Here is a 22,795-nt window from a genome sequence, read left to right as displayed (position 1 = left end):
CTCGCGGCTCTCTATTAATGGCCCGGCGATGTCGCTGCCTGACCATGATCGTCACGGCTGACCGTGACGATGCGAATTTACTTCGCGCCCAGCGCCAGTTTGGCGACTTGTGGCGCAGGCTGGTAGCCCGGAATCACTTGTCCGTCAGCCAAAACGATGGCCGGTGTGCCGTTCACGCCGATCGACTGACCGAGGGCGAACTGCTTGGAAACCGGGTTATCGCATTTGGCGGCCTTGATTTCCTTGCCATCGACCATTTTGTCCATGGCGGCTTTCTTGTCTTTCGAGCACCACACGGCTTGCAGTTGCTCGTCACCCGGCGAGTTCAAACCCTGGCGCGGGAAGGCGACATAGCGCACTTCGATGCCGCGCTTGTTCAGCTCAGGCACTTCGGCGTGCAGCTTGTGGCAGTACGGGCAGGTAGTGTCGGTGAACACGGTGATGTGCGATTTGGTTTCGCCCACGGCCGGGTAGACCACGGTTTCGGCAACCGGAATGGCATTGATCAGCTTGGAGATGCCCAGGCGTTCGGTCTTCTCGGTCAGGTTGACCGGTTTGCCGTCCTTGAGCTGAAACAGGTAGCCCTGCACGATGTACTGGCCATCGGCACTTGCGTAGAGCACGCGGCTGCCCTTGAGCTTGACTTCGTACATGCCTGGCAACGGGCTGGCACTGATACTTTCTACCGGAACCTCGAGTTCGAGTTTTTCCAGGCTTTGACGAATGGCTTTGTCGGCCGCGTCATCGGCGACGGCAAAGGTGCTGACCAACGCAATGGCTGCGGCGGCGAAAATCTGGGTCAGACGCATGAGAACTCCTGAAGGCGGACAAATGGAACGATCAGAACGCCCGTGCCGGAACACCGGGTCATAACCGTCCATCGTGCAAACCGGCAAAGCCTAACACATAAGGCCACGGTGGCCGAATGCGCCTGTCGCCATAGATTTTGAGAGCACTGAAGAACCCGTAGGAGTGAGGCTGCTCGCGATAGCGGTCCTTCATTCAGCACTGTGTTGTGAGGAATACCGCTATCGCGAGCAGGCTCACTCCTACAGGGACTTTTTTCAGCCGCGCGGGTGGTGTTTGGCGTGCAGATCCTGCAATCGAGCGCGGGCGACGTGGGTGTAGATCTGCGTGGTGGAAAGGTCGCTGTGGCCGAGCAGCATCTGCACCACACGCAAATCCGCGCCGTGGTTGAGCAGGTGCGTGGCAAACGCGTGACGCAAGGTGTGCGGCGACAGCGATTTGCCGATCCCGGCAACCTTGGCCTGATGCTTGATCCGGTGCCAGAAGGTCTGGCGGGTCATCTGCTCGCCGCGCTGACTGGGGAACAGCACATCACTGGGCCGGCCACCGAGCAGTTCGCCGCGACCGTCACGCATATAGCGCTCGACCCAGACAATTGCCTCCTCGCCCATCGGCACCAACCGCTCCTTGCTGCCCTTGCCCATCACCCGCAACACACCTTGACGCAGGTTGACCTGTTCCAGCGTCAGGCTCACCAACTCGGTCACGCGCAAACCACAGGCGTACAACACTTCCAGCATGGCGCGGTCACGCTGGCCGATCGCTTCGCTCAGATCCGGTGCTTTGAGCAGCGCCTCGACATCGGCTTCCGACAGGGATTTGGGCAATGGCCTACCGAGTTGCGGCATGTCGACGCGCAATGTCGGGTCAACGCTGATCAGCTTTTCCCGCAGCAGATAGCGATAAAAGCCACGCACACCGGAGAGAAATCTCGCGGTCGAACGCGGTTTGTAGTTCTGCTCCAGCCGCCAGGCCAAGTGATCAAGGATCAACTCGCGTCCGGCATTGATCAGTTCCAGGTTCTTCTCCTGCAACCAGCCATTGAACAGCGCCAGATCACTGCGATAAGCGCCACGGGTATTATCGGACAGGCCTTTCTCCAGCCATAAAGCGTCGAGGAATTGATCAATCAGCGGATGGTCGATGGCAGGCATGGGCGCTCAAGTCACACAGCCTCAAAGACTGTGCGCAAATGTAGAGTGAACTGTAGGAATGGGCGCTAGTCTTTCATAGCCCGCTATTTCAAGGAACAGGGAGCTTCAATGAACGAGCAGCAAATTCTCTTGGCGTTTGGCGGGATTGGCGCGGCGGCACTGGGTTGCCAATGGCTGGCCTGGCGCCTGAAGTTGCCAGCGATCCTGTTTCTGTTGCTGACCGGCATTCTGGTCGGCCCGGTGCTGGGCTGGCTTGATCCGCAGGAAATGTTTGGCCCACTGCTGATGCCGCTGGTGTCACTGGCGGTGGCGCTGATTCTGTTCGAAGGCAGCCTGACGCTGCACCTCTCGGAGTGGAAGGAGATCGGCAGCGTCGTCCATCGCCTGGTAACCATCGGTGCGATCTCTACCTGGATCGTTATCGCGGTCGCCACGCATTTCCTGCTCGGCTTCGACTGGATGCTGGCCATTCTGTTCGGCAGCCTGACGCTGGTGACCGGCCCGACAGTGATCGTGCCGATGCTGCGTGTGGTGCGGCCGAAAGCCTCGATCGCCAACATTCTGCGCTGGGAAGGCATCGTCATCGACCCGATCGGCGCCCTCCTCGCCGTGGTGGTTTACAGCTTCATCATTGCCAGCGCCGAAGGCCATGGTCTCAAGCAAAGCCTGTTCACCTTTGGCGGCGTGATTCTCTGCGGCGCTGCGTTCGGCATTCTCGGTGGCTGGCTGCTCGGCACGGTGATCCGCCGGCAATGGCTGCCGGAATATCTGCATAACCTCGCCTCGCTGGCGGCGGTGCTGGGGATTTTCATTACCTCCAACGCAGTGATGCACGAGTCCGGTCTGCTGGCGGTAACGTTGATGGGCATGTGGCTGGCGAACATGAAGGGCGTGGATGTGCGGCACATCCTGCACTTCAAGGAAAACCTCAGCGTGCTGCTGATTTCCGGACTGTTCATCTTGTTGGCGGCGCGCCTGGATTTGTACGCGCTGATCGGACTGGGGCCGCTGGTGCTGATTCTGCTACTGGTAATCCAGTTGATTGCCCGGCCGCTGAACGTGTTGCTCAGCACAGCTGGTTCGAGCCTGAGCTGGCGTGAGCGTGCATTGCTGTGCTGGATCGCGCCACGCGGGATCGTCGCGGCGGCGGTGTCGGCGATTTTCGCGATTCGCCTGCATGAAGCCGGGCATGAAGGTGCATTGCTGCTGGTGCCGCTGACGTTTGCGGTGATCATCGGCACGGTTGTGCTGCAGAGTGCGACTGCGCGACCACTTGCACGACTGCTCAAGGTCGCGGAGCCAGCGCCGAGTGGATTCCTGATCGTCGGAGCCAACGGCCCCGCGCGGGAGCTGGGCAAATCGCTGCAGCAACTGGGCAGCCGCGTGCTGTTGACCGATTCGAGTTGGGAAAATATTCGCGCGGCGCGGATGGAAGGCTTGCCGACATATTTCGGCAACCCGGCCTCGCAACATGCCGATGCGCATCTGGATCTGGTCGGGCTGGGGCATTTGCTGGCGCTGTCGCCGTCGGGCGAACTCAATACTCTGGCGGCGATGCGCTTTCGGCATGATTTCGGCCATCAACGCTTGTTTGGTCTGGCCAGCGGTCATGAGAGCCGGCGCAGCGACAAACACCGCGCCAGCCTTGAGCATCGCGGCAATCAGTTGGGTAGCGAGGCATTCACTTACGCGAAGCTGGCCAGCCAGATGGGCCAGGGTGCAGAGTTGTACAGCACGACGCTGACAGATGGATTTGGCTGGGAGGATTACCGGGCTCTGCATGGCAATCGCGCCACGTTGTTGTTCATGCGCGATGACAGTGGCTGGGTGCATGTGGTGACGCCGGAGACGGCGTTGAAGCCTGGGGCGGGGTGGACGTTATTGGCGTTGATTCAACCCGAGGCCAGCGGCACCTGAGCTGACGCCTTCGCGAGCAGGCTCGCTCCCACAGGTTCTATGCCGGACACAAATTTTGTGTTCACCCCGATCACTGTGGGAGCGAGCCTGCTCGCGAAGGGCGCGACGCGGTTTTTGATCAGGCCGCAAAACCCGGCAGCACCGGCACCGGCCGCTTGTCATCATCAATGGCAACAAAGCTGAACTGCCCATGAATCGCCTTCTCGCGGCCATCGCAGCTCATGCTCTCGACAAACACTTCCACCTCGACCTTGAGGCTGGTATTGCCGACCTTGATCACCTTCCCGACCAACTCGACGATGGAGCCGGCCGGGATCGCATGATTGAAGTCGATGCGGTCGGTGGACACGGTCACCAGCGGCAACCGGCAGAAGCGCGTGGCGGTGATGAACGACACTTCGTCCATCCATGCCAGCGCGGTGCCGCCGAACAGGGTGTTGTGGTGGTTGGTGGTCGGCGGGAAGACGGCTTTGGTTACGCGGGTCACCGAGAGTTCGGTGCGGCGCTGGATTTCCTGGTCGCGGGTGGTCATGGTTCTGGCCTGAAACGAAAGTACGGTGAATAAATTGCAGGCAACAAAAAAGCAGCCCGTAGGCTGCTTTTTTCTGCATCGGAAGCTGGACTTAAGCCAGTTTTTCCTTGATGCGAGCTGCTTTACCCGACAGGTCGCGCAGGTAGTACAGCTTGGCTTTACGTACGTCACCGCGACGTTTAACAGCCATGCTGTCGATCTGCGGGGAGTAGGTCTGGAAAGTACGTTCTACGCCAACACCGTTGGAGATTTTACGAACGGTGAACGCACTGTTCACGCCGCGGTTACGCTTGGCGATTACAACGCCTTCGAACGCTTGCAGACGGGAACGATCGCCTTCCTTCACTTTCACCTGAACGACAATAGTGTCGCCTGGGGCGAAGGTAGGGATTTCTTTGGTCATCTGCTCTGCTTCGAGTGCAAGGATGATTTTGTTGGTCATGCTGTGCTCCTAAGGTAAATCGTTCGATCTACCATCGATACGTTGTTAACTATCGTCCCGCTCGCGGATGTATTCCTCGAGCAGCTTCTTCTCTTCTCCAGAAAGCGAGCGGCTTTCCAGAAGATCGGCGCGTCGTTCAAAGGTCCTACCAAGGGACTGCTGTAAACGCCAACGCCGGATATGCGCGTGATTGCCACTCAGCAACACGTCGGGAACACGCTGATCCGCATACACCTCAGGTCGGGTGTAGTGCGGGCAATCCAGCAGACCATCCGTAAAGGAATCTTCCTCAGCGGAATCCGCATGCCCTAAAGCTCCAGGCAGCAGTCGTGTAACCGCATCGATCAGGACCATCGCCGGCAGCTCGCCGCCAGACAGTACATAGTCACCAATCGACCACTCTTCATCGACATGAGCCTCAATAAAGCGCTCGTCAATGCCTTCATAGCGGCCGGCAATCAGGATCAATGCATCCGATTGTGCCAGCTCGCGTACCGCCGACTGAGTCAGTTGACGGCCTTGGGGGGACAGGTAAATCACCTTCGCCGCCTCCCCGGCTGCTGCCTTGGCCTGAACCAGAGCATCTTCCAGGGGCTTGATCTTCATCACCATGCCCGGACCACCGCCAAACGGGCGATCGTCCACAGTGTGATGCCGATCCGTCGTGTAATCTCGCGGATTCCAACAGGTCAGCTGCAAGAGCCCCTGTTTGACCGCACGACTGGTGATGCCGTAGTCGCCGATGGCGGAAAACATTTCGGGAAACAAACTGATCACTTCTACGCGCAAATTAGCCACGTTTAGAAGTCCGCGTCCCAATCCACCTTCATCTCGCCCGCTGCCAGGTCGATGGCCAACACGCATTGCTCCGTATAGGGCAACAGACGTTCGCGATCATCCAGGCTGCCAGCGCAAGGCTTGACGACCATTACATCATTGGCGCCGGTTTCCAGAAGATGATCGATTTTCCCGAGCAGTTGCCCGAGCGTGTCGATGACCTTCAGACCTTCCAGCTGGTACCAGTAGTACTCACCGTCGGTCAATTCAGCGAACAGATTGCGCGGCACGCAGATCTCGTAACCGGCCAGAAGACGAGCTTCTTCACGATCATCAAGACCCTTGAGCTTTGCGACCAGGAACTTGTCGCTCCCGCGTCCACTGACCAGCTCGACCTGTTTGACATTGCCTTCGCGCTTGAGCGTCCAGGTTTTGTACTGCAACAGGTTTTCAGTCGGATCAGTAAAGGAATAAACCTTCACTTCGCCGCGAACGCCATGAACAGAATAAATTTTGCCAATAACGATCAAATCATCGGCAACAGCAGGCGTCGCGTTCATATTGCTCAGGCCGCAGCCTTTGCAGATTCCTTCAGCAACTGAGCAACACGCTCAGAAGGCTGTGCACCAACGCTCAGCCAGTAGGCTACGCGCTCTTGGTTCACGGACAGACGAACTTCCTGACCACGGGCAACAGGGTTGAAGAAACCAACCTGTTCTTTGTGGGAGCCGTCACGCGGGTTACGCGAGTCGGTTACGGTCAGGTGGTAAAACGGGCGCTTTTTGGAGCCGCCAAGGGCAAGACGGATTGTTAGCATGTGAACATCGTTCCTGTAGTCGGTGCTGCAAATCTAAATGCACAGCGGGCATGGGTGCCCGAAAGGCCGCATATTCTAAGGAATATCCGGACTTTTGCAAATGACTTTTTCCGGCGCCTATGGCATGCCGTGCAGATCTGCATATAGAGCCGTCGATGAAAACGGCCAGTCAGCTCCCGCCGAGTGCGGGTTTGCTGTTGATCCTGCGTCCTTGCAGGGTCTGCGCCGGTGCGACGACCGGCGCGGATTCTTGTGTCCCGTCTCACCCATTTTGCTCACTTTTGGCGAGTGACTGATGCCCTCAAGCAAGGCGCCGCGACGAGTCATAGCCCGCTATGGCGAGGAGCGGCAACGCAGCATGAGGGCATCAGACGCCGCCATAAGTGAGCAGAATGGGTGAGACGGGACACCTCACATCTTTGGCATGCCGCCGCCGGGCAACATTCCGCCCATGCCGCGCATCATTTTCGCCATTCCGCCCTTGGCGGTGAATTTCTTCATCATCTTCTGCATCTGCTTGTGCTGCTTGATCAAGCGGCCGATGTCCTGCACCTGAGTGCCGGAACCCATGGCGATACGACGTTTGCGCGAACCGCTGATCAGCTCAGGGTCGCGGCGCTCGGCCGGGGTCATGGAATTGATGATGGCTTCCATCTGTTTGAATTGTTTCTCTGCGGCGTTCTGGGCGTTGCCCATTTGCGACAGGTTGACGCCGCCGATGCTCGGCAGTTTGTCCATGAGCCCGCCGAGGCCACCCATGTTCTTCATCTGTTGCAGCTGATCGCGGAAGTCTTCGAGGTCGAAGCCCTTGCCCTTCTTCAGCTTCTTGGCCAGTTTGTCGGCCTTGTCCTTGTCGAGGGTCGCTTCAGCCTGTTCGATCAGGCTGAGCACGTCGCCCATGCCGAGAATACGCGAGGCAATACGCTCAGGGTGGAACGGATCGAGCGCTTCGCTCTTCTCGCCCATACCGATGAACTTGATCGGCTTGCCGGTGATAGCACGTACCGACAATGCAGCACCGCCACGGGCGTCGCCGTCGACCTTGGTCAGGATCACACCGGTCAGCGGCAGCGCATCCCCGAAGGCCTTGGCCGTGTTGGCGGCGTCCTGGCCGGTCATGGCGTCGACCACGAACAGGGTCTCGACCGGGTTGATCGCGGCGTGCAGCGCCTTGATCTCGCCCATCATCTCTTCGTCGATGTGCAGACGACCGGCGGTGTCGACGATGACCACGTCGATGAACTTCAGTTTTGCTTCTTTAATAGCTGCGGTGGCGATGTCGACCGGCTTCTGGCTCAGGTCGGACGGGAAGAACGTCACGCCGATGTCGTTGGCCAGGGTTTCCAGCTGTTTAATAGCAGCCGGACGATAAACGTCCGCCGACACGACCATGACCGACTTCTTCTTGCGCTCTTTAAGGAAGCGCGCCAGTTTGCCGGCGGTGGTGGTTTTACCGGCGCCCTGCAGACCGGCCATCAGAATGACGGCTGGCGGTACGGCGCTCAGGTTCAGATCTTCGTTGGCCGCGCCCATCAGGCTTTCGAGTTCAGCCTGGACGATCTTCACGAATGCCTGGCCCGGCGTCAGGCTGCGCGACACCTCGGTGCCGACAGCGCGCTCCTTGACCGAATTGACGAAGTCCTTGACCACCGGCAGGGCGACGTCGGCTTCGAGCAACGCCATGCGCACTTCACGCAGGGTGTCTTTGATGTTGTCCTCGGTCAGCTTCGCCTTGCCGGTGACATGGCGCAGCGTCTGCGAGAGACGGTCGGTTAAGTTTTCAAACATTGCGCGATCCTTTCAGGCCCTGTGTAGACCGGGATAATGGCGGCCCAGACCGGAATCAACATGTGCTCGGCGAGCCTGCGGCGTGGGCAGGTCGCGGATTATAGCGAAGACTGCGGCTGGCGGACACCTCGCTGTCAGCTTCCTGAGTCTTTCGTGCCATGGCGGTTCTATGCCAAACTCAGCCCCTTTCGGGCTTGCCTAACAGGATTTATGCTCCCCTTGTCACCGAGTTTGCTGACCACCCTCGCCGCCGCCCTTCTATATGCCGCTGCGACCCTTTATCAGAGCACCCGCTTGGCCACCGGCGCCAAGGCGAACAAGCGCCTGCTGGTTAGCCTCGGCGCTCTCGCCGTGGTAGCCCACGCCGCCAGCCTGCTCACCCACTTGCTGACACCCATCGGTCTGGGCCTGGACTTCTTCAGCGCCTCCAGCCTGATTGCGGCGGCGGTGATCGCCCTGACGCTGATCGCCTGCTCGCGCATTCCGGTGGAAAACCTGCTGGTGCTGCTGTTCCCGCTCGGTGCGGTGACCGTGCTGCTGGCGCAGTTCGCGCCGACCGGCACTGTGCAGATCATCGATGAAGAGCCGGGTATCCTCGCGCACATTCTGTTGTCGATCCTCGCCTACGGCATGTTCACCATCGCGGTGTTCCAGGCCTTGCTGCTGCTGGTGCAGGACCACCAGCTCAAGCACAAGCATCCGTCCGGACTGATCAAGAATTTCCCGCCGCTGCAAACCATGGAAAGCCTGCTGTTCGGCTTCCTTTGGGCTGGCTGGACGCTGCTGTCGCTGTCGCTGATTTCCGGCTGGCTGTTCGTCGAGAACCTGTTCGCCCAGCATCTGGTACACAAGACCCTGCTGGCCTGCCTGGCGTGGATCGTGTTCAGCGTGCTGCTGTGGGGCCGCAACCGTCTCGGCTGGCGCGGTCACAAGGCGATTCGCTGGACCCTCGCCGGTTTCTGCCTGCTGATGTTGGCGTATTTCGGCAGCAAACTGGTTCGTGAATACATCCTGCACATCTGACGGGCGGCATAAATGGACGGTTTGCCCTTAGGGCCGATGCTCGCGGTGTTTGTCCTGCTGATTTTGTGGTCAGGGCTGTTTACCGCCGTCGAAATCGCGCAACAGCACCTGCTTGCGCAACGCACCGCCTCGCGCGCCAGCGACAAACCGCTGGCGAAGCTGAGCTTTCCGCTCGATAGCCTGATCCTCTGCAACACCTTGTGCCGTGCGCTCGCCGTGGTGATTGCGACGCTGCTGGCGATTTTTCTCTGCGAAGAAAACGGCCCGTGGGCGGCATGCCTCGGTGCTGGCGCAATCCTGCTGGTGTTTGCCGATTATTTTCCACGTACCGTCGCCCAACGGTATCCCGATGCCGTGCTGGCGTTCGGCAATACATTGCTGGCCGTGCCGCTGAAGATTGTTTATCCGTTTGCCTGGTTGTTCAGCCGTATCAGCGGCTTGCTGATGAGTCCATTTGCTCGCAAAGTTCAGGTCGTGCAGCAAAGCGAAGATGACTCGCCCGCCGATCGCTACGACGATCCAGAGCATCCAGTGCGCGCGCACCCGGTCTCAGGCATTCATGCGCTGGACAACATTACGGTCAATGACATTCTGGTGCCGCGCAGTGACGTCGACGGCATCAACCTCGACGATTCGATCGACGAGATCATCGAACAGCTACGCCACAACAAGCGCACGCGCCTGCCGGTGTTCCACAGCGACATCAATCAGGTTGAAGCAGTGCTCAACACCCGGCAGATCCGACATTTGCTGAACAATGGTGATTTGACCCGCGAGGCGCTGCTGGCGGCGAGTTACGAGCCTTACTTCGTGCCAGAAAGCACACCGCTGCAACTGCAGTTGCTGAATTTTCACAAGCAGCAGCGCCGACTGGGCATGGTGGTCGACGAGTACGGCGAAGTGCTCGGCATCGTCACGCTGGAAGACATTCTCGAAGAAATTGTCGGCGAGTTTGAAAGCGAGCACAGCCTGGATAATCCGCATATTCATCCGCAGGACGATGGCCGCATGGTCATTGACGGTGCCGCGTCGATCCGCGAATTGAACAAGTGCCTGGGCTGGCATTTGCCGAGCGATGGTCCGAAAACGCTGAATGGTCTGGTGACTGAGGCGTTGGAGACTATTCCGGAAAGTGCGGTTTGCTTGAAGATCGGGCGTTATCGTCTGGAGATTCTCGAGACTGAAGAGAACCGGGTTAGCAAAGTGCTGATTTGGCATACCTCTTCTGTGCCTGCTTTGGTGCCTGCCAGGTAAAAGATCAAAAGATCGCAGCCTTCGGCAGCTCCTACAGGGGAACGCATTCCAAATGCAGGACCTGCCGAAGGCTGCGATTTTTTGCTCTTGTTTGATTGTTAGCCCCCTTCCTATAATCGGAACGCTTACCCAAGCCCCGCCGAACCTTGTGCTTACCCCGCACACACCAGGTTTCGGCCATTTGCGCTGTACTCCGGCGACTGTTCCTACCTGAAGCAGCGACCGCGCCTCATCCCACATCCCTGGGTGTTCGACCATAATAATTCGCTCCAACGGAGCTCATGACTGTCAGGGATCACCGCATGACAACCAGTACCGCTATCAGCGACACCGCGCCTGCCCAACCGACCAATTCCGCCACCCGCGTGGCGACGGCGAGTTTTATCGGCACCGCGATCGAGTTCTATGACTTCTATGTTTACGCCACCGCGGCTGCGCTGGTGATCGGGCCAGTGTTCTTTCCACAGACCTCCGGCACCGCGCAGATGCTTTCGGCGTTCCTTACCTTTGGTATCGCATTTCTGGCGAGGCCACTGGGCTCGGCGTTGTTCGGCCACTTTGGTGACCGCATCGGGCGCAAATCGACGCTGGTCGCCTCCTTACTCTTGATGGGCGTGTGCACGACACTGATTGGCGTGCTGCCGGGTTATGACAGCATTGGCGCCTGGGCACCGATTCTGCTGTGTGTGCTGCGTTTCGGCCAAGGTTTGGGATTGGGTGGTGAATGGGGCGGTGCCGCCCTGCTCGCCACGGAAAACGCGCCGAAAGGCAAACGTGCGTGGTTCGGCATGTTCCCGCAGCTTGGGCCTTCGATTGGTTTTCTCGCAGCCAACGGCTTGTTCCTGACACTGGCCATGACCCTCAATGACGAGCAGTTCCGCAGCTGGGGCTGGCGGATTCCGTTTCTGCTCAGCGCGGCTCTGGTGATGGTCGGCCTGTATGTACGGTTGAAACTGCATGAAACCCCGGTGTTCGCCAACGCCATCGCTCGTCAGGAGCGCGTAAAAGTACCGCTGGTCGAGCTGTTCAGCCAGTATTGGGCGCCAACCCTGCTGGGCGCGGCGGCTATGGTGGTGTGTTATGCGCTGTTCTATATCTCGACGGTGTTTTCCCTGAGCTACGGGGTTTCCACGCTCGGCTATAGCCGCGAAACGTTCCTTGGCCTGCTGTGTTTTGCCGTGCTGTTCATGGCCGCCGCCACGCCGCTGTCGGCTTGGGCGAGCGACCGTTATGGGCGCAAACCGGTGCTGATCATCGGTGGTGTGCTGGCGGTTCTTTCCGGTTTTCTGATGGAGCCGTTGCTGACTCAGGGCTCGACCTGGGGTGTGGCGCTGTTTCTGTGCATCGAGCTGTTTTTGATGGGCGTGACGTTTGCACCGATGGGCGCATTGTTGCCTGAGCTGTTTCCGACCCACGTGCGTTATACCGGTGCTTCGGCGGCGTATAACCTGGGCGGCATTGTCGGGGCCTCGGCGGCGCCGTTCTTTGCGCAGAAACTGGTGGCGATGGGGGGGCTGAGTTATGTCGGCGGGTATGTGTCGGCGGCGGCGGTGCTGAGTTTGATTGCGGTGCTGTGTTTGAAGGAAACCTGCAATAACGACCTGAATCAGATTGCCTGACAGATCGCTATCGCGAGCAGGCTCACTCCTACAGGGGAACGCATTCCAACTGTAGGAGTGAGCCTGCTCGCGAATGTCGCGACTCGGTTTACAGCTCTACAACAACAGCCTGAGCAGCACGGGTCGCCTTGGCACGCGCAGCCTCGATCGACTCATCCCGCGCCAGCGCCACGCCCATGCGGCGCTGACCATTCACTTCCGGCTTGCCGAACAGACGAAGCGCCGTGTCCGGCTCGCTCAACGCCGCGCCGAGGTTGGCGAAAGCGGTCTGAGTCGACTGCCCTTCCACCAGAATCACCGCCGAAGCCGATGACCCGAACTGACGGATCAGCGGTACCGGCAGGCCCAGAATTGCGCGAGCGTGCAGGGCGAACTGCGACAGATCCTGCGAAATCAGCGTTACCAGACCAGTGTCATGCGGGCGCGGCGAAACTTCGCTGAACCACACCTGATCACCCTTGATGAACAGCTCAACGCCGAACAGACCGCGACCACCCAACGCTTCAGTCACCGCTTTGGCAACGCGCTCGGATTCAGCCAAAGCAATCGGGCTCATGGCTTGTGGCTGCCACGATTCCTGATAGTCGCCCTTCTCCTGACGGTGACCGACCGGCGCGCAGAACGTGGTGCCACCGATGTGACGCACGGTCAGCAGAGTGATTTCGTAGTCGAAATCGATGAAACCTTCGATGATCACCCGACCTTTGCCAGCGCGACCGCCCTCTTGCGCGTAATCCCAAGCTTTTTGCACGTCATCGACGCTGCGCAGCAGGCTCTGGCCTTTGCCCGACGAGCTCATGACCGGTTTGACGACGCAGGGGAAACCCAGGTCCTCAACGGCTTTGCTGTAGTCCTCGAAGGTGTCGGCAAAATGGTACGGCGAGGTCGGCAGGTCCAGCTCTTCAGCGGCCAGACGACGGATGCCTTCACGGTTCATGGTCAGTTGCGCCGCGCGCGCGGTCGGGATCACGGTGAAGCCTTCAGCTTCCAGTTCGACCAGCGTGGCGGTGGCGATGGCTTCGATTTCCGGCACGATGAAGTGCGGCTTTTCAGCTTCGATCACCGCACGCAGGGCGGCGCCGTCGAGCATGTTGATCACGTGGCTGCGATGGGCGACTTGCATGGCCGGCGCGTTGGCGTAGCGGTCGACGGCAATCACTTCAACGCCCAGGCGTTGCAGCTCGATCACCACTTCCTTGCCCAACTCACCACAGCCACACAGCAATACGCGGGTCGCGGTTGGCGACAATGGAGTTCCGATACGGGTCATCTCAGGTCCTCAAAGAAGCGGATCATCGAGGAAAGCAGCGCCTGACGCGCTTTCCATGGGGAGAAAGCGCGGCATTTTACATGAACCTGAGGCTTTGGCTTCAGCCGGCGACGGCCTGTTTGCGCTCACGCCAGGCCATGATCAGCCAGACGGCAGTGACGCCGGCAAATTTCGAGGCCAGCGCGGTGATGATCACCGGCGGCGTCAGCAAGTCGATCATGCCGAAGAAGATGAAGGTATCGAGAGGAATGCTCAGCGCCGAACTGATCCACAAGCGGTCGCGCAACGGTCGCTTGGTGATGCTGAACACCAGCCAGTCAATGCACTCGGAGACCGCGAACGCCGTAGCGCTGGCCAGTGCAATAGAAGGATCGGAGGTTACGTAAGACAGCACCAGCGCCGCCAGCATCGCGACGATCGCGCCGTGACCAAAGCGGGTTTGCACCATGTCGCGCAGCACGAACACCAGACCACCCCAGGCCGACCAGATGATGTCCAGATGCGGCGCGGTGGAGAAGGCGAAGTTGATCAGCACGACGCTGCTGATGTAGGCGATGAGGAAAATCATGGAGGCGACCTGGCAGATTGGCGCACAGATTACTGGACCCGCAGATCAAGAGCCACCCCCTCACCCCAGCCCTCTCCCCCAAGGGGGGCGAGGGGGAAAGGGAGCAGATCTTCGTTTAATCGAATCCCGAGTTCGACTCGATAACCCAGGTCGGTGCGACCCGAACAATCAACCCGGTCGCTCCCTCCCCCTTCAAACGAAGGGAGAGCGAGCCGATCGGAGGCTTTTCAAAACCTGAGTTCGACTCGGTAGCTCAGGTCGATGTAACTCGAACCATCAACTCGGTCAGTCCCCTCTCCCTCCGGAAGTGGGTTAGGGTGAGGGCCGTCCCAAGCCGATCACGTCTTCGACGACGGCATCATCCAAACCAACCCACTCGCCTTCGCCCGTTCATGACACAACCCCAACACCACCCGGCGCTCGTCATTGCTCATGCGGCCCCACCGCGTGATCTCCTCGACCGTACGTTGACAGCCCGTGCAGATGTCAGCCTCATCCAGCGCACAAATATTCACGCACGGCGAGGCTACAGGTCTTTCGGGCGTGTTCATTCTTCCTGCTCAACCAGATCGCGCGCATAACGCTGAGAGTTATGCACATAGTGCGCGGCGCTGGCTTCAAGCATCTTCTTCTGCGGCTCGGTCAGCTCACGCACGACCTTGCCCGGCGAGCCCATCACCAGCGAACCATCGGGAATTTCCTTTCCCTCGCCGATCAGCGAATTGGCGCCGATGATGCAGTTCTTGCCGATCTTCGCGCCGTTGAGAATCACCGCGTTGATGCCGATCAGACTGTAATCGCCGACCGTGCAGCCATGCAGCATGGCGTTATGGCCAATGGTCACGCCGGTGCCGATGGTCAGCGGATAGCCCATGTCGGTGTGCATCACGGTGCCGTCCTGGACGTTGCTGTTCTTGCCGATCAGGATCAGTTCGTTATCGCCACGCAGCACGGCGTTGAACCAGACGTTGGCGCCCTCTTCCAGTTTGACCTTGCCCACCAGCACGGCATTGGGGGCGACCCAGCTCTGTGGATGGGTCTCGACACGGGCGTCGCCCAAGCGGTATTTCATCTTGTTTTCCTCAGGGCTCACGGTGAATGGCCGCTCGAACGACGGCTTCAGGTGTTGATAAAGCTTTTCGGCGGCTCATGCAGACTGATTTTCGCGTCATAGAGCAGGTTGATCAACTCGACAATCATGATCGCCGTGAGGCCCCAGATCTTGTACTCACCAAATCGATAACTCGGCACGTACCAACTGCGCCCCTGATAGTCGATGCGATGGGTATGCTCGCGAGGGTCCTTGCGGAAGAATTCCAGCGGAACGCTGAAGACGGCTGCGATTTCGGCATCGTTGGCGCGGTATTCGACAAAATCGGGGATGACGCCGACATAAGGCGTGACCTTGATGCCGTGCAGGGAAATCAGTGGGCTGAGCGGACCGATGACTTCGACCAGTCCGGGTGGCAAACCGATTTCTTCTTCGGCTTCGCGCAGCGCCGTGAAGATCAGATCCGGGTCTTCCGGATCGCGGCGACCACCAGGAAAAGCCACTTCGCCGCCGTGGGTCGAGAGCCCGCTGGCGCGCAGGGTCAGCACCAGTTCCGGCTCATCACTGCGGGTGATCGGCACCAGAACGGCAGCCTCGGGGAAACGTGTGTCGGTCTCCAGCGTGCGCGGTGTGTGGTTGCTTACCCTATGCAGTAGCTCGTCCAGCATGAGTGTTCTCGATCTGTGCCTTACCCTGCATCATGCACCAATCAATGCAGCCGCCCAAGCCCCCGAATCTCGCCATGTCGCGAAACGACAACTTGCCGACCGGCACCGCTGCACGCCAAGATAGGCGCAGCATTCAGGAAGCCCAGCATGAAATTTTGCAGCCACTGCGGTAACCCGGTCACCCAGCGCATTCCCGAAGGCGATTCGCGGCTGCGATTTGTCTGTGACAGCTGTCAGACCATTCACTATCAAAACCCCAATATTGTCGCCGGCTGCGTGCCGACCTGGGGCACGAAAGTGTTGCTCTGCCGTCGTGCCATCGAGCCGCGCCTCGGTTACTGGACGCTGCCCGCCGGATTCATGGAGAACGGCGAGACCATCGAACAGGCCGCCGTGCGCGAAACTGCCGAAGAAGCCTGCGCCCGGGTGCGTAACCTGAGCATCTATACGCTGATCGACGTGCCGCACATCAGTCAGGTGCATGTGTTCTTCCGCGCCGAACTGGTGGATCTGGACTTTGCCGCCGGCCCCGAGAGCCTCGAAGTGCAACTATTCGACGAAGCCGACATTCCCTGGGACGAGCTGGCTTTCCGCACAGTGGGGCGTACCTTAGAATGCTTCTTCGCTGATCGGCGCGTCGAGACGTATCCAGTGCGTTCGGAATCGATTCCGCCGCTTGCTCAACCTGCCATTACTTGATTTCGTCGCCGGCCAGCCGATAACCCGAGCACGTCTGCACAACACCTATAAATCATGTATCTGCGTCATTCCTGGGGAATCGTTTCAATGCGCTGGTTGCTTGCCCTGTTCTGCCTGTCGTTCGTTACCGTCTCCCAAGCGTCATTCGTGACCACCGTGGCGCCTGCGAATACCCCGCTCATCGAAAAAGTCCTGGTGCTCAAGTCAGCGCATCAACTGCAACTGATCGCCGATGGCAAGCCGCTGAAGACCTATCGCATTTCCTTGGGCAAGGGCGCGAAAAAGGGCCCGAAACTGATCGAAGGCGACAAACGCACGCCGGAAGGTTTCTATTGGATCGACTGGCGCAAGACCAGCGACAAATTCAATCTGTCGATGCACATTTCCTACCCGAACATCAGCGACTCGGCCCGCGCCCGGCGTGAAGGTGTCGAGCCCGGCGGGATGATCATGATCCACGGCACGCCAGATTCGGAAGAAACCCCGGAAGACCTGTTCCACACCCTGGACTGGACTGACGGCTGCGTCGCCATGCGCAACGTTGATATGCGTGAAGTGTGGAATCTGGTGCCGGACGGCACGATGGTCGAAATCCGCCCTTAACCAGCGACCGCTGGTCACCCGCAAAAAAATAAATCAAAAGATCGCAGCCTGCGGCAGCGCCTACAGAGGTGATACCACTCTCAACTGAAGGAGCTGCCGCAGGCTGCGATCTTTTGCTTTTTATAGGCCGACACTAATACCACTTGAAACCACACCCCCTTAAACCCGCCATCCTACTGGGCAAAAGCCCATTTCAGCGCGTTGACATGGTATTCAAGTGGTATTAATTTCCGCCCCACAAGCGAGCCACAACAATCCTATACTCGCGTCGGAAATGACCTACATGAACGACTTCCAGGCCCTACGCCCAGACGACTCCCAGCCGACGCCGCTGTACCTGCAACTGGCGCGCAATCTGGAAGCAGCGATTCATGCCGGGCAGTGGAAGTCCGAGCAGGCGATGCCGTCCGAGCGCAATCTCAGTGAAATGCTCGGTATCTCCCGGGTTACCGCGCGTAAAGCGCTGGAAGTGCTCCTCGATCAAGGCCTGATCCGCCGCCTGCAAGGCTCCGGTACCTTCATCACCCCACGCCTCGAACAGCCGCTGTCGCGCCTTTCGGGCTTCAGCGAAATGCTCCGCCTCAAAGGCTTCGTACCCAGCTCGCAATGGCTGGAACGTGAAATCACCCTGCCGACTCATGAAGAACTGATCCGCCTCAGCCTGTCGCCGAACGACAAGGTCGCGCGCATGAAGCGTCTGCGCAAAGCCGATGACACGGTCATGGCCATCGAGATGAGCACCCTGCCCGCCTCGATCATGCCCATGCCGCAACTGGTCGGCGATTCGCTCTACGAATACCTCGACGGCATCGGCAAACCGATCGTCCGTGCCTTGCAGCACATTCAGGCGATCAACGCCTCGGACGAGTTCGCCGCGCTGGTCGGCATCGCCCCCGGCACCGCCATGCTGCTGATGACCCGGGTCGGCTACCTGGAAGACAACACACCGATCGAAGTCACCGACACCTATTGCCGCAACGACTACTACGACTTTGTTGCAGAGCTGCGCCGCTAGGCGGCCCAAAGCGAGAACCAAAATGTCCGAAGACAACATCCTCACCGCCAGCGGCTGGGTTCGCGGCCGGCTGATCCACGAACACGGCAAAGTCGTGTCGATCGAAGGCGTACCCTGCGATCCGGCGAGCAATGACCTGCCGTATCTGCTGCCGGGCTTCATCGACCTGCACGTGCATGGCGGTGGCGGCAAAGACATCATGGAAGGCGCCAGCGCCTTCGAGACCATCACCAGAACCCACGTGCGGTTCGGCACCACCTCGCTGCTGGCCACCACCATGACCGCGCCGAGTGCCGAGATCTCTAGGGTTTTGAAGGAAGTCGGAGAGTTCTGCGAGCAGCGTCCGAAAGGCGCCGCGCGCGTCCTCGGCGTCCACCTCGAAGGCCCGTACATCAACCCCGGCAAACTCGGCGCGCAACCGAACTTCGCCCACACCGCGTTGATGGCCGAAGTCGAAGAATATCTGGCACTGGCGCCGATCCGGGTGATCACCATCGCCCCGGAAATCGCCGGCCACGACGGTTTGATTCGCGAACTGAGCAGCCGTGGAGTGCGCATGCAGATCGGCCACACCCTCGGCAGTTACGAAGAAGGCGTCGCCGCACTCGATGCCGGCGCGACCAGTTTCACCCACCTCTACAACGCCATGAGCCCGCTGCATCACCGCGAGCCGGGCATCGTCGGCGCCGCACTGGCCCACGCCAAATTCGCCGAGCTGATTCCCGACTTGCTGCATGTGCATCCCGGCGCCATTCGCGTGGCCCTGCGCTCGATCCCGTGCCTGTATTGCGTGACCGATTCGACCGCTGCCGCCGGCATGCCCGACGGTGAATACAAGCTCGGCAGCCACACCGTGACCAAATGCCTGGGCGGCGTGCGCCTGCCCGACGGCACCTTGGCCGGCAGCACCCTGACCATGGACCAAGCCCTGCGCAACCTGGTGAAGATCGGTTTGCCGATCGCCGAAGCCTCGCAGCGCCTGTCGCAATTCCCCGCCGATTACCTCGGCATCAACGAACGCGGGCGCCTGCAACCAGGTGCCTGGGCCGACTGCGTGCGGCTGGATCGCTCACTCACACTGACCGCCGTCATGGTCGAAGGAGAAGACATTGACTTCAAAAATGCTTGAAGAGGCGCTGTCCTCGTTCGAGGCCGTGCAAGCCCAACTGCAACAGCTCGACGCGCCAATGATCGAGATCGCCGGGCGCCTGCGCCGTCAGCCACCGCAAGTGGCGATGACGGTGGCGCGCGGCAGCTCCGACCACGCGGCGAGCTACTTCGCCTACCTGACCATGCAGCAACTCGGTGTGCCGGTGGCGTCGTTGCCGATGTCGGTGGTGACCATGCAGCAGGCGCCGTTGAAGGTCAGCGGTCAGGTCGCGTTCGCCTTTTCACAGTCGGGGCAGAGCCCGGATCTGGTCAACAGCCTGCGTCTGTTGCGCAAGCGTGGCGCGTTGAGCGTGTCGATGGTTAACGCCGCCGACTCGCCGCTGGAAGCTGCCTGTGAATTCAGCTTGCCGCTGCTCGCCGGGACTGAAAGCAGCGTCGCTGCAACCAAGAGTTTTATCGCCACCCTCAGCGCCAGCGCTCGTTTGATCGCGCATTGGAAAGAGGACAGCGAATTGCTCGAGGCTGGCAATGCCTTGCCCGAAGGCCTGCGCGAAGCGGCGAAGCAGGACTGGAGCGTGGCCATCGAAGCGCTGCGCGATTGCGAGCGTTTGATGGTGATCGGTCGTGGTGCTGGTTTCGCCATCGCTCAGGAGGCAGCACTGAAATTCAAGGAAACCTCGGCGATTCAGGCCGAAGCGTTCAGCAGCGCGGAAGTCCGTCACGGCCCGATGGCGCTGATCGATGAACATTATCCGTTGCTGGTTTTCGCACCGGGCGGCGCAGAGCAGGCTGGTTTGTTGAGCTTGGCAGCAGAAATGCGCCAACGCGGCGCTTGCGTGTTGCTGGCCGCACCGGATGACGTCAGCGAACGTGATCTCACCCTGACCCGCGCCGAACATCCGGCCCTCGATCCAATCCTGGCGATCCAGAGCTTCTACGTGATGGCCGCAGGTTTGGCCGTGGCCCGCGGCATGGACCCGGATCAGCCGCGCCACCTGAGCAAAGTGACCCGCACGCACTAATTGAAGCAAACCTGTAGGAGCTGCCGAAGGCTGCGATCTTTTGATTTTGATCCAAAAAACAAGATCAAAAGATCGCAGCCTGCGGCAGCTCCTACAGGGGACATCGAACCGAGATTTAACCGATGAGACCGAGCCATGCACAACAACAATAAAGAGCTGACCCTCAGCGCCCCGCTCAGCGGCCCGGTGCTCACGCTCGCCAAAGTCCCGGACGCAGTGTTCGCCAGCGGCGCGATGGGCGACGGCATTGCCATCGACCCGATCAACGACACCCTGTACTCGCCATGCGCCGGGGTGATCATTCACGTCGCGCGCACCGGCCACGCACTCACTGTGCGTGCCGATAACGGCGCGGAGATTCTTCTGCATCTGGGCCTGGATACCGTTGAACTGAACGGCGAAGGCTTCTCGATGCTGGTCAAGGATGGCACGCGTGTCAGCAAGGGCCAGCCGTTGTTGCGCTATGACCTGGACAAGGTCGGTCAGCAGTGCAAAAGCCTCGTCAGCTTGTTGATCCTGACCAACAGCCAGGATTTTCAGGTGCGGCCGATCACGCTCAAAGCGGTGAAAGTCGGCGAGCCGTTACTGCACATTGTTGCGCGCAACAGTTCGGCGGCGAATGTTGCAGACGTGGGCGGGCCAGAGGTTCATGGCCATGTTCTGGTGGCGCATCGCGGCGGATTGCATGCGCGCCCTGCGGCACTGATTCGGCAGACCGCGCAAGGTTTCAAAAGCCGGTCGCAACTGCACTTCGCCGGCAAATCGGCGCCGTGCAACAGCCTGATCGGTTTGATGGGTTTGGCGGTTGGCGAACAGGATCAGGTGCAGGTCAGCTGTCAGGGGCCGGATGCCGAAGCGGCGCTGCAAGCGTTGCTCACCGCGTTGGCCACAGCGCTGCCGGATGATTGTCACGCTGCGGCGCCGGTGAGTGTCGCATCGGTTAAACGCCCGGCCGAGGCTGGCGTGTTGCACGGTGTGTGCGCTGCACCGGGATTGGTCGGCGGGCCACTGTTTCGCTTGAACGCGATCAGTTTGCCGGTGGATACGGGCAATCATGATCCGCTGCAACAACTGCAGGCGCTCGACACTGCACTGAATCAGGTGCGCAGTGAAATCGACGGCACCCTCGCCCAAGCGAAAAAACACAAAAATGCCGATGAAGAAGCGATCTTTGCCGCGCATCTGGCACTGCTCGAAGACCCGGCACTGCTCGATGCCGCACAGCAAGCCATCGAACAAGGCACTGCAGCGACTCACGCCTGGAGCCAGTCGATCGATGTGCAGTGCGAAGTCCTGCAACACACCGGCAGCGCGCTGCTGGCCGAACGCGCCAATGATCTGCGCGACCTCAAGCAACGCGTGTTGCGTGCAGTGCTCGGCGAGGCCTGGCACTACGACGTGCCGGCCGGCGCCATCGTCGCGGCACATGAACTGACGCCGTCGGATCTGCTGCAACTCAGCGCGCAAGGTGTCGCCGGGTTGTGCATGGCCGAGGGTGGCGCGACTTCGCACGTGGCGATTCTCGCTCGCGGTAAAGGTCTGCCGTGCATGGTGGCGTTGGGTTCGGCGCTGCTTGATCAGCCGCAAGGTCAATCGGTGGTCCTCGATGCCGATGGCGGTCGTCTCGAACTGACGCCCAACGCTGAACGTCTGGCCGAAGTTCGGCAAGCGCAAATCGACCGGCAGCATCGCCGCGACGCGCAACAAACCAAAGCTCATCTGCCCGCCGAAACACGTAATGGCGTGCACATCGAAGTCGTCGCCAATGTCGCCTCCAGCGCTGAAGCGGCGGACGCCTTCGCCAACGGTGCCGACGGTGTAGGCCTGTTACGAACCGAGTTTTTGTTCGTCGATCGCCAGACCGCTCCGGACGTCGAAGTGCAGCGCAGTGCTTACCAGGCGGTGATCGATGCCATGGGCGATAAATGCGTGATCATCCGCACCATCGACGTCGGCGGCGACAAGCAACTCGACTACCTGCCACTGCCCATCGAGGCCAACCCGGTACTCGGTCTGCGCGGCATTCGCCTGGCTCAGGCGCGTCCGGAAATCCTCGATCAGCAACTGCGTGCGCTGCTGCAAGTCAGCCCGTTGCGTCGTTGCCGGATCCTGTTGCCGATGGTTACCGAAGTCGATGAGCTGCTGCAGATTCGCCAACGCGTCGATGCGTTGTGCGTCGAACTGGGCGTGAGCCAGCGCCCGGAAATCGGCGTGATGATCGAAGTCCCTGCCGCCGCGCTGCAAGCCGAACAACTGGCCGAACACGCCGATTTCCTCTCGATCGGTACTAACGATCTCTCGCAATACACCTTGGCCATGGATCGCGACCACGCTGGTTTGGCCGCTCGCGTCGACGCTCTGCATCCGGCGCTGCTGCGATTGATCGCCATGACCTGCGAAGGCGCGGCGGTGCACAAACGTTGGGTCGGTGTCTGCGGCGCCCTCGCCTCTGATCCGCTGGCCACACCGGTGTTGATCGGTCTGGGCGTCACCGAACTGTCGGTCAGCCCGGTGCAGATCGGCGAAATCAAGGATCGCGTGCGCCAGGTGCACGAGGCCGAGTGCCAGCGTCTCAGCCGCGACCTGCTCAAACTGAGCAGCGCCGCCGCCGTGCGTCACGCCTGTCATCAACATTGGCCTCTGCGCTAACAAAAACAAC

23 protein-coding genes are annotated in these 22,795 nt (G+C 60.0%); 10 read left to right on the top strand and 13 right to left on the bottom strand.

The genetic code is table 11. The features are described from left to right. Window positions 1–77 precede the first annotated feature (77 nt). Window positions 78–809, bottom strand: coding sequence for a bifunctional protein-disulfide isomerase/oxidoreductase DsbC (gene dsbC / locus AB4N44_RS22645; RefSeq protein WP_007908974.1), 732 nt, complete (start codon window positions 807–809; stop codon window positions 78–80). A 255-nt stretch (window positions 810–1,064) separates the two neighbouring features. Continuing rightward, entirely contained in the window at window positions 1,065–1,961 is an 897-nt protein-coding gene (gene xerD, locus AB4N44_RS22640) for a site-specific tyrosine recombinase XerD (protein WP_038357750.1), read from the bottom strand. Between the two features lie 108 nt (window positions 1,962–2,069). On the opposite strand from xerD, the gene AB4N44_RS22635 reads away from it, so the two are divergent. Continuing rightward, window positions 2,070–3,878 carry a cation:proton antiporter gene (locus tag AB4N44_RS22635; protein WP_455807363.1) on the top strand — a complete coding sequence of 603 codons (1,809 nt, stop codon included), beginning with the start codon at window positions 2,070–2,072 and terminating at the stop codon, window positions 3,876–3,878. A gap of 118 nt (window positions 3,879–3,996) precedes the next feature. Here the strand turns inward: AB4N44_RS22635 and AB4N44_RS22630 are convergent, their stop codons facing one another. The 6 genes from AB4N44_RS22630 to ffh all read right to left on the bottom strand — a co-directional run bounded on the left by AB4N44_RS22630 (window position 3,997) and on the right by ffh (window position 8,234). Further along, entirely contained in the window at window positions 3,997–4,410 is a 414-nt protein-coding gene (locus AB4N44_RS22630; RefSeq protein ID WP_007908981.1) for an acyl-CoA thioesterase, read from the bottom strand. Between the two features lie 91 nt (window positions 4,411–4,501). After that, the gene (rplS, locus tag AB4N44_RS22625; RefSeq protein WP_003175895.1) at window positions 4,502–4,852 is read right to left on the bottom strand and encodes a 50S ribosomal protein L19; all 351 of its coding nucleotides are present in this window, start codon (window positions 4,850–4,852) and stop codon (window positions 4,502–4,504) included. A gap of 45 nt (window positions 4,853–4,897) precedes the next feature. Continuing rightward, window positions 4,898–5,608 carry a tRNA (guanosine(37)-N1)-methyltransferase TrmD gene (trmD, locus tag AB4N44_RS22620; protein ID WP_230669539.1) on the bottom strand — a complete coding sequence of 237 codons (711 nt, stop codon included), beginning with the start codon at window positions 5,606–5,608 and terminating at the stop codon, window positions 4,898–4,900. Between the two features lie 44 nt (window positions 5,609–5,652). Beyond that, window positions 5,653–6,189, bottom strand: coding sequence for a ribosome maturation factor RimM (rimM, locus tag AB4N44_RS22615; RefSeq protein WP_064393256.1), 537 nt, complete (start codon window positions 6,187–6,189; stop codon window positions 5,653–5,655). Window positions 6,190–6,194: 5 nt separating this feature from the next. After that, entirely contained in the window at window positions 6,195–6,446 is a 252-nt protein-coding gene (gene rpsP / locus AB4N44_RS22610) for a 30S ribosomal protein S16 (protein WP_003198088.1), read from the bottom strand. A 411-nt stretch (window positions 6,447–6,857) separates the two neighbouring features. Further along, window positions 6,858–8,234: a signal recognition particle protein gene (gene ffh / locus AB4N44_RS22605; RefSeq protein WP_008081630.1), complete on the bottom strand. Its 1,377-nt coding sequence runs from the start codon at window positions 8,232–8,234 to the stop codon at window positions 6,858–6,860. Window positions 8,235–8,444: 210 nt separating this feature from the next. Between ffh and AB4N44_RS22600 the strand changes: the two genes are divergently transcribed. The 3 genes from AB4N44_RS22600 to AB4N44_RS22590 all read left to right on the top strand — a co-directional run bounded on the left by AB4N44_RS22600 (window position 8,445) and on the right by AB4N44_RS22590 (window position 12,130). Further along, window positions 8,445–9,257: a cytochrome C assembly family protein gene (locus tag AB4N44_RS22600; protein ID WP_038357737.1), complete on the top strand. Its 813-nt coding sequence runs from the start codon at window positions 8,445–8,447 to the stop codon at window positions 9,255–9,257. A gap of 12 nt (window positions 9,258–9,269) precedes the next feature. Further along, complete coding sequence (locus tag AB4N44_RS22595) at window positions 9,270–10,511, top strand: transporter associated domain-containing protein (RefSeq protein WP_150776050.1); 1,242 nt, start codon at window positions 9,270–9,272, stop codon at window positions 10,509–10,511. A gap of 302 nt (window positions 10,512–10,813) precedes the next feature. Beyond that, window positions 10,814–12,130, top strand: coding sequence for an MFS transporter (locus AB4N44_RS22590; protein ID WP_150749486.1), 1,317 nt, complete (start codon window positions 10,814–10,816; stop codon window positions 12,128–12,130). An 88-nt stretch (window positions 12,131–12,218) separates the two neighbouring features. Here AB4N44_RS22590 and purT read toward each other — a convergent pair whose 3' ends face one another. The 5 genes from purT to AB4N44_RS22565 all read right to left on the bottom strand — a co-directional run bounded on the left by purT (window position 12,219) and on the right by AB4N44_RS22565 (window position 15,687). Further along, window positions 12,219–13,400 (bottom strand): formate-dependent phosphoribosylglycinamide formyltransferase, encoded by a 1,182-nt coding sequence (gene purT, locus AB4N44_RS22585; RefSeq protein ID WP_460107421.1) that lies wholly within the window; start codon window positions 13,398–13,400, stop codon window positions 12,219–12,221. A gap of 100 nt (window positions 13,401–13,500) precedes the next feature. Beyond that, on the bottom strand, window positions 13,501–13,968 hold the full coding sequence (locus AB4N44_RS22580) for a VUT family protein (RefSeq protein ID WP_016986366.1): 468 nt from the start codon (window positions 13,966–13,968) through the stop codon (window positions 13,501–13,503). A gap of 338 nt (window positions 13,969–14,306) precedes the next feature. Next, window positions 14,307–14,519 (bottom strand): DUF1289 domain-containing protein, encoded by a 213-nt coding sequence (locus tag AB4N44_RS22575; RefSeq protein WP_150749487.1) that lies wholly within the window; start codon window positions 14,517–14,519, stop codon window positions 14,307–14,309. Continuing rightward, on the bottom strand, window positions 14,516–15,040 hold the full coding sequence (locus AB4N44_RS22570; RefSeq protein ID WP_007954617.1) for a gamma carbonic anhydrase family protein: 525 nt from the start codon (window positions 15,038–15,040) through the stop codon (window positions 14,516–14,518). The genes AB4N44_RS22575 and AB4N44_RS22570 overlap by 4 nt, the downstream gene beginning before the upstream one ends. Window positions 15,041–15,087: 47 nt before the next feature. Beyond that, window positions 15,088–15,687, bottom strand: coding sequence for a CoA pyrophosphatase (locus AB4N44_RS22565; protein WP_034154815.1), 600 nt, complete (start codon window positions 15,685–15,687; stop codon window positions 15,088–15,090). A 147-nt stretch (window positions 15,688–15,834) separates the two neighbouring features. Between AB4N44_RS22565 and AB4N44_RS22560 the strand changes: the two genes are divergently transcribed. The 6 genes from AB4N44_RS22560 (at window position 15,835) to ptsP (ending at window position 22,785) form a co-directional block, all read left to right on the top strand. Beyond that, entirely contained in the window at window positions 15,835–16,386 is a 552-nt protein-coding gene (locus AB4N44_RS22560; protein WP_127925948.1) for an NUDIX hydrolase, read from the top strand. Window positions 16,387–16,473: 87 nt separating this feature from the next. Next, on the top strand, window positions 16,474–16,989 hold the full coding sequence (locus AB4N44_RS22555; RefSeq protein WP_127925947.1) for a L,D-transpeptidase family protein: 516 nt from the start codon (window positions 16,474–16,476) through the stop codon (window positions 16,987–16,989). A gap of 283 nt (window positions 16,990–17,272) precedes the next feature. Continuing rightward, on the top strand, window positions 17,273–18,004 hold the full coding sequence (locus AB4N44_RS22550; protein ID WP_460107427.1) for a GntR family transcriptional regulator: 732 nt from the start codon (window positions 17,273–17,275) through the stop codon (window positions 18,002–18,004). A 22-nt stretch (window positions 18,005–18,026) separates the two neighbouring features. Beyond that, window positions 18,027–19,133, top strand: a complete 1,107-nt coding sequence (nagA, locus tag AB4N44_RS22545; RefSeq protein ID WP_150776047.1) for an N-acetylglucosamine-6-phosphate deacetylase — start codon at window positions 18,027–18,029, stop codon at window positions 19,131–19,133. After that, window positions 19,114–20,136 carry an SIS domain-containing protein gene (locus AB4N44_RS22540; RefSeq protein ID WP_460107430.1) on the top strand — a complete coding sequence of 341 codons (1,023 nt, stop codon included), beginning with the start codon at window positions 19,114–19,116 and terminating at the stop codon, window positions 20,134–20,136. Before nagA ends, AB4N44_RS22540 begins: the two co-directional genes overlap by 20 nt. Window positions 20,137–20,271: 135 nt before the next feature. After that, entirely contained in the window at window positions 20,272–22,785 is a 2,514-nt protein-coding gene (ptsP, locus tag AB4N44_RS22535) for a phosphoenolpyruvate--protein phosphotransferase (RefSeq protein WP_316917716.1), read from the top strand. Window positions 22,786–22,795 lie beyond the last annotated feature (10 nt).

The sequence above is a fragment of the Pseudomonas sp. S3_C06 genome, assembly GCF_054667675.1.
This window is presented reverse-complemented; position numbering and strand designations above follow the sequence as displayed.